This is a genomic window from Reyranella sp. CPCC 100927, from assembly GCF_007859315.1.
In the GTDB taxonomy this organism is placed as follows: Bacteria; Pseudomonadota; Alphaproteobacteria; order Reyranellales; family Reyranellaceae; genus Vineibacter.
Genome location: NZ_VOHA01000004.1, coordinates 218,508 through 234,800, shown reverse-complemented (window position 1 = coordinate 234,800; position 16,293 = coordinate 218,508). Strand labels below are relative to the sequence as shown.

The window sequence follows — 16,293 nt, the reverse complement described above, 5'->3', positions numbered from 1 at the left end:
GCGATAACGCCGCCGGGCTTCGGCAACAGGATATGATCAATGAAGCGTGCTTGCGTCATTCGCCACCTCGCCTTCGAGGACCTCGGCATTCTTGCGCCGGTTCTCGCGGCGCACGGCTACGACATCGCCTATCGCGACGCCGGCGTCGACGATATCGGTCCTGCCCTGGCGACGACGACCGACCTGCTCGTCGTGCTGGGCGGGCCGATCGGCGCCTACGAGGATGCCATCTATCCTTTTCTCGCCGGCGAGATTGACCTGATCGAGCGCTGCTTACGCGCCGAGATACCGGTGCTGGGCATCTGCCTGGGGGCGCAGTTGATGGCCCGCGCGCTGGGCGCCCGCGTGTATCCGGGGGAAAAGGAAATCGGCTTCAGCCCGATCACCCTGACCGGCGCCGGCCGCCGCTCGTGCCTGCGCTGGGTGACCGAGGCCGACGGCGTCGTCTTGCACTGGCATGGCGACACTTTCGACCTGCCGGCAACCGCCGAGTGCCTGGCATCGACACCGGCCACGCCGAACCAAGCCTTTGCCGTCGGCCGCCAGGCGCTGGGGCTGCAATTCCATCTCGAGGCCGATCCGGCCGGCTTCGAGCGCTGGCTGATCGGACACACCGGCGAACTGGCCGCGGCCAGGATCAGCATCCCGGCGCTGCGCGCCGCCGCCGCGACACAAGCGGCCGCAACCGTGCGGGCCGGACACAAGATCTTCGACGACTGGCTAACCTCAGTAACGAGCGGGAAACCGCAAACATCAACTTAACCCACTTCTTGAGGTGGCAATAAATCTGGTCATTGATTCAGCCCGCTATACTGCACGGCCTGAGATAAAGATTAATCACACGCCCGTGTAACGCTGATAGAACACTGTTTTGCCACGTATAACGCGCGCAGCAGGCGCGGATAGACTCGTCAAAAATGACGAATCGCGCTATTCTAGATTCGCTTGGGTGAAGCGGCTTCGGCGGATCGGTCACGGGATCATCCGCAACGGGACGAAGCCGTGAAACCCGCTCCGGAGAACGGGGTCAGCAGTCAACGCGAAGTGTTATCACGCCGGAGGGGTGGCGTGCCTGATGATGTTTCGCCCTCGGCACCTGCGTCAGCAGCGGCCGGTGGCACACGGTTCGATGCGCTGAAGCCGGGTACGCGCATCTGGACCTATAAAATTGGCAAGGTCCTGCGACATGACGCGTTCTGCATCACGTATGCAGCGCGTGATGCCGTGCTTGAGCAGGACGTTGCCATCACGGAATACCTGCCAGCGCATGCCGCGGTTCGCGCGGCTGATCTCGCGGCGGTGGAGCCGCGCTCGACGCGATGGATCGAGGACTACCGCTGGGGCCGTGATCGCTTCCTGGCCGAAGCCAGGGCGCTGGCCGAACTCGCCGGCACGCCCGGCATGGTCCACATCGGCGACTGCCTGGAGGCCAACGGCACCGCATATCGAGTAGCCCGGCGCATCAGGGGCGAAACGCTGAGCGGACACTTGGCGCGCCACGGCACGCTGTCGGCGGCAGCGCTTGATCGGCTGCTACCGACCCTGCTCGACAGCCTCGAGACAGCGCACGCCAGGAACCTGCTGCATCTCGACATCCAGCCGGCGAAAATCATCCTCGATGCGAGCGGCAACCCGACGCTGGTCGGTTTCAGCGCCGCGCAGGCCGCGCTGGCTGTACGCCAGCAAATGATCACGGTCATGCATGCACCGGGCTATGCGGCCATCGAGCAGTTCTCCGATGGACAGACCGGACCGTCCACCGACATCCATGGCCTGGCCGCGACACTCTATCAGTGCGTCACCGGTGCGGTGCCAGTGCCGGCGATCAAGCGGCTGGCCGAGCGCCTGCAGCCGGCATCGCAGCGAGCGGCGGGCCGCTACGCGCCCGGCCTGCTGGCGGCGATCGACGCCGGTCTTGCATTCCGCGCCTCGGGACGACCGGCGTCGATCGCCGCCTGGCGTCCGCTCTTTAAAGGGCATGCGCCCACACCGCACGTAACCTCAGTACCGTCGGCGAAGATCGCGATTACCGCCCTGCCCGTTGCCGATCTGCCGCCGCGACCTCAAAGCGACTCCCCGCCGGAAACCGAGACGGATGGCAGTGGACACCGTCGGTCGCTGCTGTCGCGGCTCGCATTACAGGTCCGGCGCGAGCGCGCCGCAATGACGGTCGCCGGCCTGGCGGCGCTGGCGATCGTGTTTGGTCTTGCCGCGGGATATGTCCTGCGGCCGATCAACGACCAGGCCACACGCGACGCTGCCGAACGCGCCGCAGCGGAAATCACGGCGCGCGAACGCGCCGCAGCGGAAGCACGCCGGCTGCAGGCCGAAGCTGCCGCCGAAACCGCGGCTGCACGGCAGCGCGCCGAAGCCGCAGCGCGCCAGGAAGCCGAGGCTGCTGAACGAGCTGCGGCCGAGCGGCGACGGTCCGAGTCGTCCACGCGGCCTGAGATCGAGGCCGCGGCCAGCGCACGTGCCGAAGCGGAGGCCAAGGAGGCCGAAGCCAGGCGCCAGCAGGAAGCCGAGGCAACCCGACGCGCAGCAGAGGAGAACGCACGCCTTGAAGCCGCGGCGCGGGAGAAAGCCGCAGCGGAGGCCAAGGCACGCGCCGAGGCTGAAGAGAAGGCTCGCATCGAGACCGCGGCACGCGAAAAGGCCGCCGCCGAAGCCAAGGCACGCGCCGAAGCCGACGAGAAGGCTCGCATCGAGACCGCGGCACGCGAAAAGGTCGCCGCCGAAGCCAAGGCACGCGCCGAGGCCGACGAGAAGGCTCGCCTCGAGGCCGCGGCACGCGAGAAGGCCACCGCCGAAGCCAAGGCACGCGCCGAGGCTGAAGAGAAGGCACGCCTCGAGACCGCGGCGCGGGAGAAAGCTGCAGCCGAGGCCAAGGCACGCGCCGATGCCGAAGAGAAGACTCGCATCGAGACCGCGGCGCGCGAGAAGGCTGCCGCCGAAGCGGAGGCCAGGCGGCAGCAAGCTGCGGCGCCAGGGCCGACGACGGAAGCTGCTGGTGCGCGGTCTCCGGCGGACGATGACGCGGCGCGCCTGGCGGCGGAGGATGCACAGGCCGCGGCCGCGGTTCGTCAGGCGATCGAGGACGCGGCGCGCGCCGACGAGGCCAAGCGCGCGGCGGAGAAAGCACGCGAGGATGCCGCCGCCAAAGCGCGCGCTGACGCCGCGGCGCGCGAAAAGGCGACAGCCGAGGCCAAGGCGCGGGCCGACGCCGAAGCCAGGCGTCGCGCCGAAGCCGAAAAGGCCAAGGCAGTCACTGCCGCCGACCGCCGGCAGGCCGAGATTGCCGAACAGGGCTTGCGACTGTCACCCCGCGACCGCCGGCGGGCGCAGGTCGCGTTGACGGCGGTGGGTTTCGACACCAACGGCATCGATGAGGAATTCGGCAACCGCACGCGCCAGATGATCGCGCAGTGGCAAAAGCGGCAAAACGCGCCGGACACCGGCTTCCTGACCGCGCAGCAGATCGCCCTGCTGCAACGGCAAGCGGCGGCGGCGCTGGCAGCCTACGATGCCGAAGAAGCCCGGATCACCAGTCAGCGACGCCGGCGCGCCGATCTTGCCGACACCACGGCCTCCGGCGCGTCCCGCCAGACGGCGGCGAGTACGACAGGCAACGATGCCCGGCCCCACGCCGCCGGCACATCGAGTGCCAGCGACGTCGCGCCGGTCCCGGCGACGGATGCCGGCGGACGGACACCGGCCATCGCCGCGGCGGTGCCTCGGGGCAGTGCTTCCGACGGCGCATCACCGCGAGTCGAGGAATACACTGGGGTTGCGCGCATCCGGCTGAACGGGGGCGAGAGCCATGATCAGGTCGTCGACTACACGCTGACCTTGCGGGTGATGGGCCAGTTCGTCAGCGGCATAGTGGTCAGGCAATGCGCGAGCTGCGGCCCCGGCGGTAGTGCGGATCGCCGCAGCTTTACCTGCGCCAGCGCGCCGCTGCGCGCCGGCCGCACCTTCAGCCTGCGGTGCGATGGCGCTTATGCCTGGGGCACGCTGGACCGGGCCAAGGTTCACTTCAGCAACAGCGGTGCCGAATTCTCGCTCACCCGCGTCCACGGCGGCGGCTGATGGGCGTCGCCGCCGCGCTTGTCAGTTGAGCGACCAACTTCTTCGGCGCCTGCGCGCGGTAGCTCTCGTCGATCCAGGACTTCAGCAGTTCCAATGACGGCACCTGGCCATCGCCCGGTTCCACGGTGACCCAGCCGCTGCGGCCCAGGCCATAGGATGCCGGCTTGACGAACGGCAGCATGAGCGCGCCGCCACCGGAGTGCGGCAGCTTGCATGAGATCTTGAACGGCATGCCCTCGGCGTTGAGATAGGCGAAGGTCTTGTCGTTTACCGCCAGATCGTCATGCCCCGGCCACGGGCTTTTGCGATGAGCGCCGGGATAGCCAAGGCCGAAGGCGCGCAGTTCCCGCACCAACGCGTCAGTCCCGACAGCAGCCTTCTTGCGCATGATCCCTGCCCTCACGTGTCGCGGGCGTTATCGACCGGTGTCGTCGGGGTCTGCGGCGGGCGCGCCGTCGGCAAGCGCCAACCACGCCAGACCGCCATCACGCGCAAGCCGAAGCACAAGGCGGCACCCAGCATCATGGCTACGCCCAGTGGCGCCGACAACAGGCTGCCGACCACCACCACGGTCGCGCCGGCCAGCGCCGCGATCGCGTAGAGTTCGGCCTGCAGCACCATGGGCACCTGCGCCAGCAGCAGGTCGCGCGCGATGCCGCCGCCGATTCCCGTCAACATGCCCAGCAGCGCCGCCATCGCCGGATCGAGCCCCGACGCGAGCGCCTTGTGCGTGCCGGCGACGGCGAACAGCGCCAGGCCGGCAGCGTCGAAGATGCGCACCGGGTTGCGCAGCCGCTCGATCACGGCAGACCAGCGGAAGGTGATCACGCCCGCCAGCAGGGATACCGCCAGGTAGCGCCAGTCGCTGATCGCCGCCGGCGGCACGGCGCCGATCAGCACGTCGCGGGCGATGCCGCCGGAACTGGAGGCGGCGAACGACAGCACCAGCACGCCAAAGAGATCGAGCCGGCGCCGGACACCCGCCGTCGCGCCGCTGAGCGCAAAGACGAACGTGCCCACCAGATCCAGCCCCAGCAACAACGCCTGCATGGTCACTCCCCTGTTTCCCTACCTTCCCCCGCTTGCGGTGGAAGGTAAAGACGGAGGCGATGGCGGCGCGGCGCGGCGCGCGGTTGCCGCGAACAGCTCTGCGTCTAGCCCGCCGGCGGACGGTCGCTGCTGCCGGAGCTCAGCGGACCCTTCCGCGTCGCCGGCTCTTTCAGCGCATTCAACCGCGCCAGCTCGGCACGCAGGACTTCGATCTCGGCCTGCTGTGCCATGTTCGCAATGGCGAGGTGGCCGATCTGGGCCCGCAGCTTCGCATCGAGGCTGGTCTGTATGGCGTCCTGCAGGTGGTTCACGTGCCGTGCTCCTGTGTTGTCAAACATCGACGTCGTCTTCGCGCCGTGCCGCCGCCACGCCTGCCCGCACGAAGGCATCGCGCAGCGCCTCGCGGTAGCGCGCCCGCCACTGCACGTCGGCCAGGATCTCGCTCAGGGTCGGGCGCCATTTGTGCGCGGCGCGGCGGTTCTTCAGCGCCCGCAGCACACAGTCGGCGGGATAGCGCACCAGCGCCTCGACCACGGTGTCGATCGCCAGTTCATCGTCGACGCCCTGCCCGGCGCGGCCGGCCGTGACGGCGACCGTGCGGGCCCATTCCTCGACGATGCGCCGCTGCGCGGCGCGATCCGCCCCGGCCGGCCGGCACGATGGCTCGATGCAGCGCCACGCATCCGCCAGCCTGTCGGCATCGACGGCCGGCAGGTCGATGCGCGCGATGTCGCCGTCGTACTGGCCATCGGTGAAGGTGCTACGCCAGACCACGACGGGCGATGACCCGAGCCGCTGCGCCAGCGACGCCTGCAGGACCTGGCGTGCGTCCCGCTCCGTCACCGCCTGTTGGACGGCTGCGACCAGTGCTGCCGGCGAGCGCGCGACAGCGATTGCGGAATGTCGCGGCCCAGTCGAGCTTGCAGCCGCGGTATCCGGGCACGGCGTGCCAATAGTCGCGGAATTCGGCAGCGACCTGCTCGGCGTCGAGCCCGAGGCCGTCGGCGAAGGCTCGCTCGGCATCCGTGGGGCACCAGTCGGGCGCCAGCCGTGTGCCGCGGACGGTGCGCTCGACGGCGCTGCTACGGGCATCGGTTTCATGGGCTTTCCTGTCCGGCTTGTCGGAGGCGCGCTGCGGCATGGCAGACGGCGGCCGCGGCGCGGACGCTGTCGACTCGTCCATCCCGTCCCGTCTCGTCCCGTCCCGTAACGGCAAGTCCGGCAGGACAAGCGCCGCCGTCCCCTCGGACGATGCCGGCAGTCCCGCAGGATCGTCGTGTGGCGGCACTGCCCCGCGTGACGCCCGCTGGCGCTGCTTGCTCTGGCGCCAGCGCAGGCGCCGGTCGACGGCGGCCGGGATCACTTCGCTGCACAGGTAGCGGTGATACCAGCGGCCATCGTCACAGCGTACGAAGCCGTGCATCGCCGCGTCCTTGATCTCGGGCCAGCGCTCCAGGGCGCACTTGGCGAGATCGGCCAGCGCATCGTCATCGTCTGGCAGCGAGCCCGCCGGCTTGCCCCAGAATGCCGCCACCCAGAGGTTCACCAGGTAGAAGCCCAGCTCCGGCCGCCGCCGCGCCTGACGCCAGGCGTCGGAGCGCAGCAGGTCGGCGATCATCAGCGGCATGTAGTCGAGCCCCGACAGATCGACCACATGCGTCGTCAGCGGTGCCGGCACGGGCTCGTTCATGCGCCACCGCCGTCCGTGTCCGGTGGCGCGCCCGCGTCCGACGGACTTTCGGTGACGTGCCGTGCCACCAGCGACTGCCGGCTGAGCCGCTTCAGCAGGTCGAACGCCGTGCGCGGCACGCCCAGCGGGCGGCACTCGGCCGTGATGATGCTGAGCGCCAATGCCCGCACGATGGTCTCGGCCCGTTCGCGGCGGCCCTCGTGCGCCGTCTCGACGGCATTGCGGATGATGCGGCACAGCGCCGCCGGCGCCACGGTCTCGATCGGCGTGCGGTAGCGCGTCACCTCGGCGCCGTACAGGTGCACGTAGCTGGCGATGTTCTGGCGCGCGGCCCGGATCGGCAGCCGCGGCGGCATGAAATGCAGCGGCGGCGAGCGCGTCGCGCTCAACGCGCCCCGATCGACGCTGTCGGTCGTGATGCCATTGGCTTGGGTTTGACCGACGGCATCGGTGGTCGGCGCCGTCACCGCCTCGCTGCGCGACAGCGGCGGGACGGGATGATCGGGGATGTCGCGCGGCATGGTGACCATCGCGTTCATGGCGCTATCCGCCAACGGCTTGAATCGTATCGTGTGCATTTTCGCGGTTCCTCGCTGTCAATCCGTTCGGCGCCGCAGTCCTGGCACAGCACGTGAGCCGGCTGCGTCTGTGGGCCGATGCCGCGACGGGCCAGTTCGCGCGCCATCGCGCCGGTACTCACCGCCCGCAGCCAGGCTTCCGACACCTCGTCGGGCAGCCGCAAAACCTCGAGGCAGCGGGCGCGGTGCCGAAACAGCCGGCGCACGTAGCCGCGTTCCTCGAGCAGGCCGATCAGGGCATGAATGTTGCCGCGTGCCTTGGTCTGCAGCGCCTCCATCATCTCGCTGTTGCTGGGGCATACGCCGGTCGCCCGGATGCGTTCGGCGATGAACACGAGCAGCCGATGCTGCTGGGGGGTCAGGCTCATGCCTTTGCCTTATCCTTTAAAAGAGAACAAAAGTAAAACAAAATATTCTCATATTAGGAAATGACTTTTTCTCGCACTGTGGATAAATTTGGCCATGGCAGACGAAACGCCTAAGCGCGGCAGGAAGCGCGATCCGGATCGGCCCATCAGCGGGTTGGCGGCGCTGCGCCTGGCGCGCGGCCAGACGTTGCGGCAGGTCGCCGACGGCGTCGGCACGGTGCCGTCGAATGTGTCGAAGTTCGAAATGAAGCCGGAAGCGATGCGCTGGTACTGGGCCAAGCGGTTCGCGGACTATTACGGTGTCGACCCGGCGACGGTGATGTTCGGCGGCCGGGTGCCGGTGGTGCCGGTCGTGGGTTATGTCGGCGCCGGCGCCGCGGTCGAGCTGGTCGATTCCTATCCCAAGGGCAGCGGATTGCTGGAAGCGCCCTGCCCGCCAGGCGCCGATCCCAAGAAGACGATCGCCGTCATCGTGCGCGGCGACAGCCAGGCACCCACCATTCCCGACGGCTGGATCATCTTCTACAGCCGCGATCCCGAGCCCGACCTGTCGAGCGTGGTGAACAAGCTGTGCGTCGTGAAGGTGGTCGACGGCCCGGTGCTGCTGAAGCAGGTCCGGCGCGGCTACACACCCGGCAAGTTCAACCTGTTGTCCGCCAACGCGCCGATGATCGAGGACGTCGCCCTGGAATGGGCCGCCCCGTCACGCGGCATGATCCCCGGCGATCTGGCGCACAAGACGACGTGATCTGAACGCGCCGGTGTCCCCCGCATCGCCAACGACACGTTGATCAGGCCTGGAATCCGGGAAGGTTTGGTTCCGCGCCGAATGGTCGATTGATGATCGATAGCGCTTCTGGGGCTGCGAATATCCGGTTGCGGCGATGCCCTGTTCGTTCTTCCAGGATTCGCGCACCGACAAGCTGCTCAATCCCTGCCGTGGCGGCCGTGATCGTGATGCCGAGAAGGGCAGCCAGCCTCTTCACGGTGACCACAGGGTAATGTGGGAGCAACGCAAGGGACCGCGCGGCGGCTGATCTGGCGCGGAATACCCTGCGGGTCTGCCAGATCTCCTGCAGCTTTCGCAGAGCATCGCGCGTTGCCAACAGCTCACGGACTGTCCCAGTGATGGCATCGGAAATGAAGCCTATGGCGGACGGCCATTCGAGCTGCTGCTGCGCCTCCTTCAATGCGTCATAGTAGGCTTGCCTGTGCGCTTCGATGTATGGCGACAGGTACAGCGGTACGTGGCCTTCCGCCGCCATCATCAGTGGCAGCAGCAGTCTTCCGACACGTCCATTTCCGTCCCTGAACGGGTGCACCGCCTCGAAGTGAACATGAGCGACGGCCATGCGCGTAATGAGGCTTTGCGTCATGACATGCATCCCGTCGCTTTGCATGTAGGTCATCGTTTGGGCAAGACAGACGGAGATGTCATCAGGCGGGGTAGGATTGTAGGTGGAATAGGCAATGTCCCCCCGCCCACCGATCCAGACGACAATGCGGCGAAATTCGCCGGGCACATCCTGGTAGCTGCTATCGCCACGCATGACGGCACGGTGAAGCATCCGTACGAGCTCCATATCGAACAACCGATGGCCCTGTGCTTTGGCGCGGGGGAGCAGATCATCGAGAGCGCAAGCATAGTCCCGCACCTGAATAGCGGCTTCGGATGCGTCACGGTTGTCCATTTCCTCTACTATAAGCAGCTCGTCGAGGGTGCTGTTGGTGCCCTCAATGGATGAGCTGCTGACCGCCTCTCGCCGGGTCAGGACACGGCTGATCAGGTAGGGGTCTTCAAGTTCGGAGGCCAGGGTGTCCACCCGAGCCAGGGCTTCACTCGCAGCCTGATGTCTCTGCTGGGCGCCGCCCACGGCTATCGCCTCTTCGGGCGGCGGCAGGGGAACGACACCATAGTGAGCCGCATACGGCGCGGGGAGCCGCTTCAACCTCTGCCGGACGGCATGACAAAGATCATCCCTGCGCACGAAGAACCTGATATAACGACGCTCAATTTCATCTCATATTACAGGTTATATCATTAAACTTCAATAAGAATGGTTTCAAGGCTCTGTTATCGAGGTTAAGGGGGCCGAGGCCGGCCGGGCACCTTGCCGGAAGAAACACGCCTTGCGGCGACCGTCAGCCCCCACCTGGACAGTTGGTGGCTGTAAATTTTACCAACGCATTCCTGTCGACGGAGAAGCCATGCGCCTTCACCGTGAGCCTGCCGACCATCGTGTCGTTGCAGAGCATGATTGTCGTGGACCGATCGCTCGTCAGCTGCATGTCGCAGATGCCGCCAAAGCTCGGATTGCGGCCGCCGGTATCATCCGGGATCTCGACCAGGAGCGAGCATTTCAGCCTGGCTGACAGGCCCAGATCCGTCAGGTTCCGTTCGAATTCGCCGGTCCGTTGATTGATCTCACCAGGGGCACTGATATCGCGGGCTTGGGGATCGACAGCGATCGCCGGCATGGTGAACAGGACGAGCCCTGCAAACAGCAGACTCGCAAATCGGTGGTGCATGGTTGCCTTTCCTTCGATTGCTTAGGATATACACCGAGAGTGCCGCAGTACCTAGTCTAGCGCAGCAACGCACGCACATCCTTGAGTGACCTCGGCACGAGATCGACAGGACGTTTGCCCGCCGTGTCCTTGACGGTCTTGTCGGCGCCGCGGTCCAGCAGCAGCTGGACATCCGCCGGCGTTTCGATGCGCTCCGCCGCAATGTGCAGCATCGTGCGGCCGGACGCGTCGGTCGCATTGATGTCCAGGCCCTGCTCGAGCAGGGAATCGAGGCACGCCACCTCGTTGGCGAAACTGGCCCGTATGCTCGTCATCCGCAGGAGGTTGTGCAGCAACGTACCGCCGTCGGGCGTGCGCTCCAGGGGATCGAGGCCATACGCCTTGATCAGTTCGAACCCCTCGCGTGTCGTGCAGTAGCAGAGCGTGCTGCGACCGTCGGCGTCGCGGACCTTCGGATCGGCGCCAACATCGAGCAGCGCTTTCGCGACATCGAGGGTGCCGCCCCTGGGCGCCAGCAGCGCACCCTGGAGCGGCGTATAGGCCAGGTCGTCGGCGTCGCCGGGTGATCGCTGAGCGATAGCATTGACGTCGGCGCCCTGCGCGGCGAACAGGTGGACCAGTTCCGCGGTGCGTGCCCGGTGCAGCACCGTCCAACCATGCGCGTCGCGCGCGTGGATGTCGGCGCCGTGCTTGAGCAGCAGCCTCGCCGTTTCGACACCATCCCACATCAGCATGGTGATGCCATTGTCCCAGCGGGCATCCGGATCGGCACCCGCTTCCAGCACGGCCCCCAGCATGGCCTTGTAGGTGGGCACATCGATATGGCGCGCGACCAAGGCGGCGATCTCAGCCGGCTCCTGGGGCCAGCCCTGCTCGCGCAGATGGCGTTCGTATTCCGCCTTCGTCCTGGCGGCGACCTCGGCGCGGCGCGTGACCAGCAGGTGCAGCGGCCAGAACCGCTGGTCCTTCCAGCCGTTCGCGCGCGCACCCCGTGCGATCAGCCACGTCACGGTCTGCAGTGCGCTGAACTCGACGGCCTCCCCCAGCGGCAGTCGCCTGGTGTTGAGCGTGGCGCCGCGGCGCACGAGCGTTTCCAGCATCGTGATGTTGTCGTGGCGGGTCGCATAGGTGACGGCGGTGCAGAATTCGTCACTCCACAGCGCCATGTCGAGAAGCGATTGCTGGTTCCACACCGCATCGACCTTGGCGCCGGCAGCCAGCGCCGCGTTGACGCCGGTGAGCTGATTGGCGCGCGCTGCCGTCAGCAGTGCATGGTCGGCGGCCGTCGTCTCGACGATCGACGGTGGCGGTTCATCGCGTTCCCCGGCATTCGGATCCCGCTCGAGCCAGGCACGCCAAGCCTTGCCGCCATCGCTGTCGGCACGCAGATAGTAGGTGTCGTCGACCTGACGGCCGAACCGCAGCCATGAAGCCCATTCGGTGCCGGCGAACCCGAGTTTCGACATCTCCGTGACGAAGCTGAAAAAATCGGGTGCCAACGCCAGCCCATGCAGCATCTCCAGCTCGTGGCTGAAATAGCGTACGGGATGCGGTCCTTCCGCCCTGGACATATCGATCGTGAGCATGTCGCCGTTGACCAGGTCGTAGAAGGGAAACTGGTTCTCCCACATCTGCGGCCGGTTGGGCGCTTCCGAAATGTCGCGCTGGGCGAGGTCGCACTTCCAGTTGAAGAAATTGGGTATGGCGTGCGTGTCCATATGCGCGAGATCCCAGAGCGCGTTGCGGTTGGCGCTCATGGTCGGCATCTCGCGTTTCTCCATGGCCTGCAGATGTCCTGGAATGTGCCAACCGAACGCGACATGCGCCGAATACTGCGTCAGCAGCGTGCGCAGCTGCGGCGGGCATTTCAGGCCGTGGCGCGCTTCGATGCGGGCGATGTCGGCGTCCGTCGCCGGCGGTGCCATGCGCAACGGCGTGAGCGTCCAACCGCGCCGCCGCGCGATCGCCTCCATCCAGCGCCAGTCCGCCTGCCACTGCCGCCAGAGTCGCTCAGCCATGGGATCCTTCCTCGCGCAGTTCGCCAGGATCGACGCAAGACCGGCGCCAATCATGGCCCGGCGGTTCAACAATCGCCCCTCCCCTGCGATTGAATCCGTCGGCCAGCCGTCATGTCCTCGTCACACCAGCCGCGTCGTGATCGTCATGCTGCGCTTCAGGGTCTTGGTGACCGGGGTCTTTTCACAGATCTCGGCGATGCGTCCCAGTTGCTGCGCATCGAGGTCCGACTCCAGCGAGATGTCGCGCTCGATCCGTTCGGTGCCGTCGGCCTCGCGCACGAAGCGCGCGTGGATGCCGATCCGGCCCAGCGTCCACTCCTTGCGGGCCACATAGAGGCGAATCGTGAGCGCGGTGCAGGCCGCCAGGCTGGACAACAGCAACTCATAGGGGTCAGGTCCAGTGTCCGTACCGCTGTTGCTGAGTGGCTCGTCGGCCGTCAGCGTGTGCTGGCGGGCCCGAATGTGCTGCGAAAAGCCGCTGGCGTTCTCGAGGTGAACGGAGGCCATATTCTTCTCCTGACGCAGGACGCGTCCCTGATCTTATGATTGGCGGGCGCCTGTGATGCAATGGCACGGAGGACCGCATGACACGTTGGACCTATAGCAAGGGTCTGCATGATCTCGGCAACGGCTGTCACGCCTGGCTGCAGCCGGATGGTACCTGGGGCTACAGCAACGCCGGCCTGGTGGTCGACGGCAAGGACTGCCTGCTGGTCGACACGCTGTTCGACCTGCCGCTCACGCGCGAGATGCTGGCCGGCATGCGGCGCGCGGTGCCGCAGGCGGCGCGTATCGACACGCTGGTCAACACGCACTCCAATGGCGACCACACCTTCGGCAACCAGCTTGTCGAGGGTGCGCAGATCATTGCCGCGCGCGGCTGCGCCGAGGAAATGGCCGAGCGGCCGGCGGAGACCTTCCAGGCCATGATGGCGAACTGGCGCACCATGGGCGAGGCCGGCGCCTTCCTGCACGAGGTCATGGGCGCTCGCTTCGATTTCCGCAACATCGTCCATACGCCACCGACCCAGGTCTTCAACGGCGAGATGAGTGTGCGGGTCGGTGGCAAGGAAGTCCGTCTCGTCGAGGTTGGCCCGGCGCACACGCGCGGCGACGTCATCGTCTACGTACCGCAGGACCGCGTCGTGTTCACCGGCGACATCCTGTTTGTCGGCGGCCATCCGGTGGTGTGGGCCGGCCCGGTCTCGAACTGGATCAAGGCCTGCGACCTGATGCTGTCATGGGACATCGAAACGGTCGTGCCGGGTCACGGGCCGATCACCGACAAGAAGGGCGTGCGCGACCTGAAGCAATACCTTGAATTCATCCTGGTCGAGGCGCGCAAGCGCTACGATGCCGGCATGAGCGATGCTGACGCGGTGCGTGACATCGCCTGGGACGCCTTCCGCGACTGGACCGACCCGGAACGGGTGTTCGTCAACGTCGCCGCCGCCTACCGCGACTTCCGCGCCGACGGCAAGCCACTCGACGTGATGCGCCTGTTCACCCTGATGGCGCAGGCGCACAACGCACGCAAGGCTGCCTGCGGGCATGGGCACGCGCACTGACCAGAGCATAAAGCGGCATCTCTGGAAGGCGCGCCGTCTCGCTGACCCTGCGACCTTCGTCAACCACCCCGCGCGCCGGCACGGGAGGTTGATCACATCAGCGTGACCTGTGGGACGACCTCGAGCGCATCGATGTTGATCGGTCTGCGCGCGTTCGTGCATGGCGCCGCCGCCCCGGCTAGCGACAGACGCCACGTCGAGACCCTGCGGGACAAGCGAGCCTCGTATGCCGATCCAACTGTTTGTCGAGGCCGCGGATGCGGTCGATGGGAAGCTCAAGGCCGTCGAACAGGATGTCTTCTTTCAGCCTCTCGCTGAGGCGATCAAGGAGTCCACGGCCGTCGTCGACGACAAGAGCGCCGACGTTGTTTCGCAGGTAGCCGCCATTCGTCGCGTGCAGGAAGCGCAGGAAGACGCCGGCTTCTATGAAGTCGCCAAGATGTGGGTCGAGGGCTACACATTCCTGCTTCGGATCGGACAAGGCAAAGAGAGAGGTGGAATCGGTGGCTGGGCCGAGGATGGGCTCAGGGTCCTGGCTGTTGCGGCCCCTTTTCTCTCACGTCTCGGTGTCACGAAGATACGTAACGGCGCGGGCATCGCGGCTGCCGTGGACGTCGATGCCAGCCTCGGCAACTGTGCCTGGATCGCCGCCACGCGCGCCGCACGCGTGACCGGCCAGAAGCTTCACGCGGTCGTCGCCGACCTCGCGCGCGCGGCCGGCATTTCCGTTCCGGAGACTGGCGGTGTGCGCGGCTACCTCGCCATGCTGGGCCATCTGAACAAAATCGGCGTGGCGGCCAAGCAGGTCAACCTGCCGAGCCGGGTGGGCAAGATCCTTCAGGCCGAATCCTCGATCGCCGATCTGGCAAACGCCGCGAAAAACGCCCGAGGGTCCGTCTTCATCTTTGGCGTCGAATACAATTTCGCCAGTTCAGTCCCCGGCGTCAAAGCGATCATCCCGATGAACCACACGATGCTGGCGCGCTGGAAGGCCGGCGCGCTGGAGATCATCGACCGCACCGGCAAGCAATACAGGAGCCTGGCCGAGCTCGAGCGCGACGCCGTAAGCCGCTTTCCCGCTCTGGCGGGAATCTCGAAAGGTGTGATCGTCCCTGAAATGGTGATGGTTGAGAGCGCCTCGATCGTGCCGGCTTTCGGCACCACCGCGGCGATGACGCCGATGCTGCTGGATCTGGTTGCGGTGTGGGTCCTGCCGGGGATCGTTCAGGAAACGACGCTCACCTTTGGACGCCCGGCGCCGCCGGCCTCGATCGCGGGCGCGAAGTACCAGGGACCGATCCCGCCCGGCAAAGCCTGGCCGCCGAAACCCGACAGCATGCTGTCCTATGGATCGTACTTCACGTACGCCGCCAAACCCGCCGACACGCTCGCCAAGGTCGCCCAGGCCGTCTACGGCAGCGACGCCCTCTGGCGCCCGATACACGACGCCAATCCCAAGGTCACCAACGGCAATCAACATAGAGCGTTCGGGCTGCAGGCGATGCTCGGTCTGGAGCTGATCATTCCCAGCCAGTTCTGATGTCTGAACGCCGCTCCGTTCACGAGCAGCCGGACACCCGCACGCCCGGACGTCACGCCGCCGCGGCCGCCGGAAAGTGCTCGCGCATCCAGGCCTGCCACGCCGGCTCCTCGCGGGCGATGGTGGCTGGTGCGGTCTCGCCGTAGAAGTAGAAGCTGATGGCGACCTGCGTGCGGCCACCCCAGGTGAAGGCGCCGACCAGCGCGATGCCCGGCCCCGGCGCATCCAGTCGCAGCAGGAACTCGCCATGGTCTGCCTGCGCGTTGATGCGCTCGATGGCGCCGGCCAACGGCGGCGTACCTTTGGCCTGCCAATGCGTGCTTTCGGCAGCATCCACGAAACCCACGGCCTGTCGTAACGCCGTCCATGCCGCCGCGGCCGGCCCGGCATGATCGCCGGTGACGCGCAGATAGGACGAGCGCATGCCGACGAAGTGCCGCAAGTACACTTTCAGGATCTCGAAGTAGGACGGCCAGCCGCGCTCCATGCTGCCCAGCTCGTCATCCCACTGGTCGCGCTCGGTGAACAGGCTGTGCACCATGCGCACGCGACACGTGCCGCCGGCCTGCGCCTCGATCACGATCTCCGTCGCCAGCGGCGGCGCCTCGCCGCTCCAGCCGATCTCCTCGTAGCAGAAGCGGTGCGGCGGCTGCCAGGTCGTCACCCGGCCCCGGCTCGCCATGTCAGGCCCGAAGTGGAAAGCGATCGCCCCGCCCTCGCGCTCCTCGATCTCGCAAGCAGTGAACCAGGCCGCGTTTCCCGGGCCCGTCGCCAACGCCTGCCACACCTGCTCGGGCGTGCCGGGAACCTCGATGTTCATTTCGACCGCGCGGCGGCCGGATGCGTCTTTCTTCAAGGGCATG

Annotated in this window: 17 protein-coding genes; 5 read left to right on the top strand and 12 right to left on the bottom strand. The window is 66.8% G+C overall.

All coding sequences use genetic code 11. The features are described from left to right. Positions 1-39: 39 nt before the first annotated feature. Together FQU96_RS13880 and FQU96_RS13875 are read left to right on the top strand one after the other, a co-directional pair. The gene (locus tag FQU96_RS13880) at positions 40-762 is read left to right on the top strand and encodes a glutamine amidotransferase (protein WP_146541865.1); all 723 of its coding nucleotides are present in this window, start codon (positions 40-42) and stop codon (positions 760-762) included. Positions 763-1,068: 306 nt separating this feature from the next. Next, positions 1,069-4,089 (top strand): peptidoglycan-binding protein, encoded by a 3,021-nt coding sequence (locus tag FQU96_RS13875; RefSeq protein WP_146541864.1) that lies wholly within the window; start codon positions 1,069-1,071, stop codon positions 4,087-4,089. On the opposite strand, the gene FQU96_RS13870 is transcribed toward FQU96_RS13875, so the two are convergent. The 7 genes from FQU96_RS13870 to FQU96_RS13840 form a co-directional block, all read right to left on the bottom strand. After that, the gene (locus tag FQU96_RS13870; RefSeq protein WP_146541863.1) at positions 4,064-4,477 is read right to left on the bottom strand and encodes an MmcQ/YjbR family DNA-binding protein; all 414 of its coding nucleotides are present in this window, start codon (positions 4,475-4,477) and stop codon (positions 4,064-4,066) included. The genes FQU96_RS13875 and FQU96_RS13870 overlap by 26 nt on opposite strands. A gap of 11 nt (positions 4,478-4,488) precedes the next feature. After that, positions 4,489-5,139 carry a trimeric intracellular cation channel family protein gene (locus tag FQU96_RS13865; protein WP_146541862.1) on the bottom strand — a complete coding sequence of 217 codons (651 nt, stop codon included), beginning with the start codon at positions 5,137-5,139 and terminating at the stop codon, positions 4,489-4,491. Between the two features lie 104 nt (positions 5,140-5,243). Continuing rightward, positions 5,244-5,450 (bottom strand): hypothetical protein, encoded by a 207-nt coding sequence (locus tag FQU96_RS13860; RefSeq protein WP_146541861.1) that lies wholly within the window; start codon positions 5,448-5,450, stop codon positions 5,244-5,246. Positions 5,451-5,469: 19 nt separating this feature from the next. After that, a complete protein-coding gene (locus FQU96_RS13855) occupies positions 5,470-5,913 on the bottom strand; it encodes an iron-containing alcohol dehydrogenase (RefSeq protein WP_146541860.1) in 444 nt (147 codons plus the stop codon). Then, a complete protein-coding gene (locus FQU96_RS13850; protein ID WP_146541859.1) occupies positions 5,900-6,829 on the bottom strand; it encodes a DUF1376 domain-containing protein in 930 nt (309 codons plus the stop codon). Before FQU96_RS13850 ends, FQU96_RS13855 begins: the two co-directional genes overlap by 14 nt. After that, positions 6,826-7,368: a hypothetical protein gene (locus FQU96_RS13845; protein WP_146541858.1), complete on the bottom strand. Its 543-nt coding sequence runs from the start codon at positions 7,366-7,368 to the stop codon at positions 6,826-6,828. Before FQU96_RS13845 ends, FQU96_RS13850 begins: the two co-directional genes overlap by 4 nt. Continuing rightward, entirely contained in the window at positions 7,365-7,775 is a 411-nt protein-coding gene (locus FQU96_RS13840; RefSeq protein WP_146541857.1) for a LexA family transcriptional regulator, read from the bottom strand. The genes FQU96_RS13845 and FQU96_RS13840 overlap by 4 nt, the downstream gene beginning before the upstream one ends. 94 nt (positions 7,776-7,869) lie before the next feature. On the opposite strand from FQU96_RS13840, the gene FQU96_RS13835 reads away from it, so the two are divergent. Beyond that, entirely contained in the window at positions 7,870-8,523 is a 654-nt protein-coding gene (locus FQU96_RS13835) for a LexA family transcriptional regulator (protein ID WP_146541856.1), read from the top strand. 43 nt (positions 8,524-8,566) lie between these two features. Here the strand turns inward: FQU96_RS13835 and FQU96_RS13830 are convergent, their stop codons facing one another. From FQU96_RS13830 to FQU96_RS13815, 4 genes are all read right to left on the bottom strand, one after another. Further along, positions 8,567-9,649, bottom strand: coding sequence for a Fic family protein (locus FQU96_RS13830; protein ID WP_255468096.1), 1,083 nt, complete (start codon positions 9,647-9,649; stop codon positions 8,567-8,569). 268 nt (positions 9,650-9,917) lie between these two features. Continuing rightward, complete coding sequence (locus tag FQU96_RS13825) at positions 9,918-10,304, bottom strand: hypothetical protein (protein ID WP_255468091.1); 387 nt, start codon at positions 10,302-10,304, stop codon at positions 9,918-9,920. A 56-nt stretch (positions 10,305-10,360) separates the two neighbouring features. Beyond that, a complete protein-coding gene (locus FQU96_RS13820; protein WP_178130497.1) occupies positions 10,361-12,322 on the bottom strand; it encodes an ankyrin repeat domain-containing protein in 1,962 nt (653 codons plus the stop codon). A gap of 120 nt (positions 12,323-12,442) precedes the next feature. Further along, on the bottom strand, positions 12,443-12,829 hold the full coding sequence (locus FQU96_RS13815; RefSeq protein ID WP_146541853.1) for an OsmC family protein: 387 nt from the start codon (positions 12,827-12,829) through the stop codon (positions 12,443-12,445). A 77-nt stretch (positions 12,830-12,906) separates the two neighbouring features. Here FQU96_RS13815 and FQU96_RS13810 point away from each other — a divergent pair, with 77 nt between their 5' ends. Together FQU96_RS13810 and FQU96_RS13805 are read left to right on the top strand one after the other, a co-directional pair. Continuing rightward, positions 12,907-13,890 (top strand): MBL fold metallo-hydrolase, encoded by a 984-nt coding sequence (locus FQU96_RS13810; RefSeq protein WP_146541852.1) that lies wholly within the window; start codon positions 12,907-12,909, stop codon positions 13,888-13,890. A gap of 226 nt (positions 13,891-14,116) precedes the next feature. Further along, positions 14,117-15,430, top strand: coding sequence for a hypothetical protein (locus FQU96_RS13805; RefSeq protein ID WP_146541851.1), 1,314 nt, complete (start codon positions 14,117-14,119; stop codon positions 15,428-15,430). A gap of 52 nt (positions 15,431-15,482) precedes the next feature. Here the strand turns inward: FQU96_RS13805 and FQU96_RS13800 are convergent, their stop codons facing one another. Further along, on the bottom strand, positions 15,483-16,292 hold the full coding sequence (locus FQU96_RS13800) for an SRPBCC domain-containing protein (protein ID WP_146541850.1): 810 nt from the start codon (positions 16,290-16,292) through the stop codon (positions 15,483-15,485). Position 16,293 lies beyond the last annotated feature (1 nt).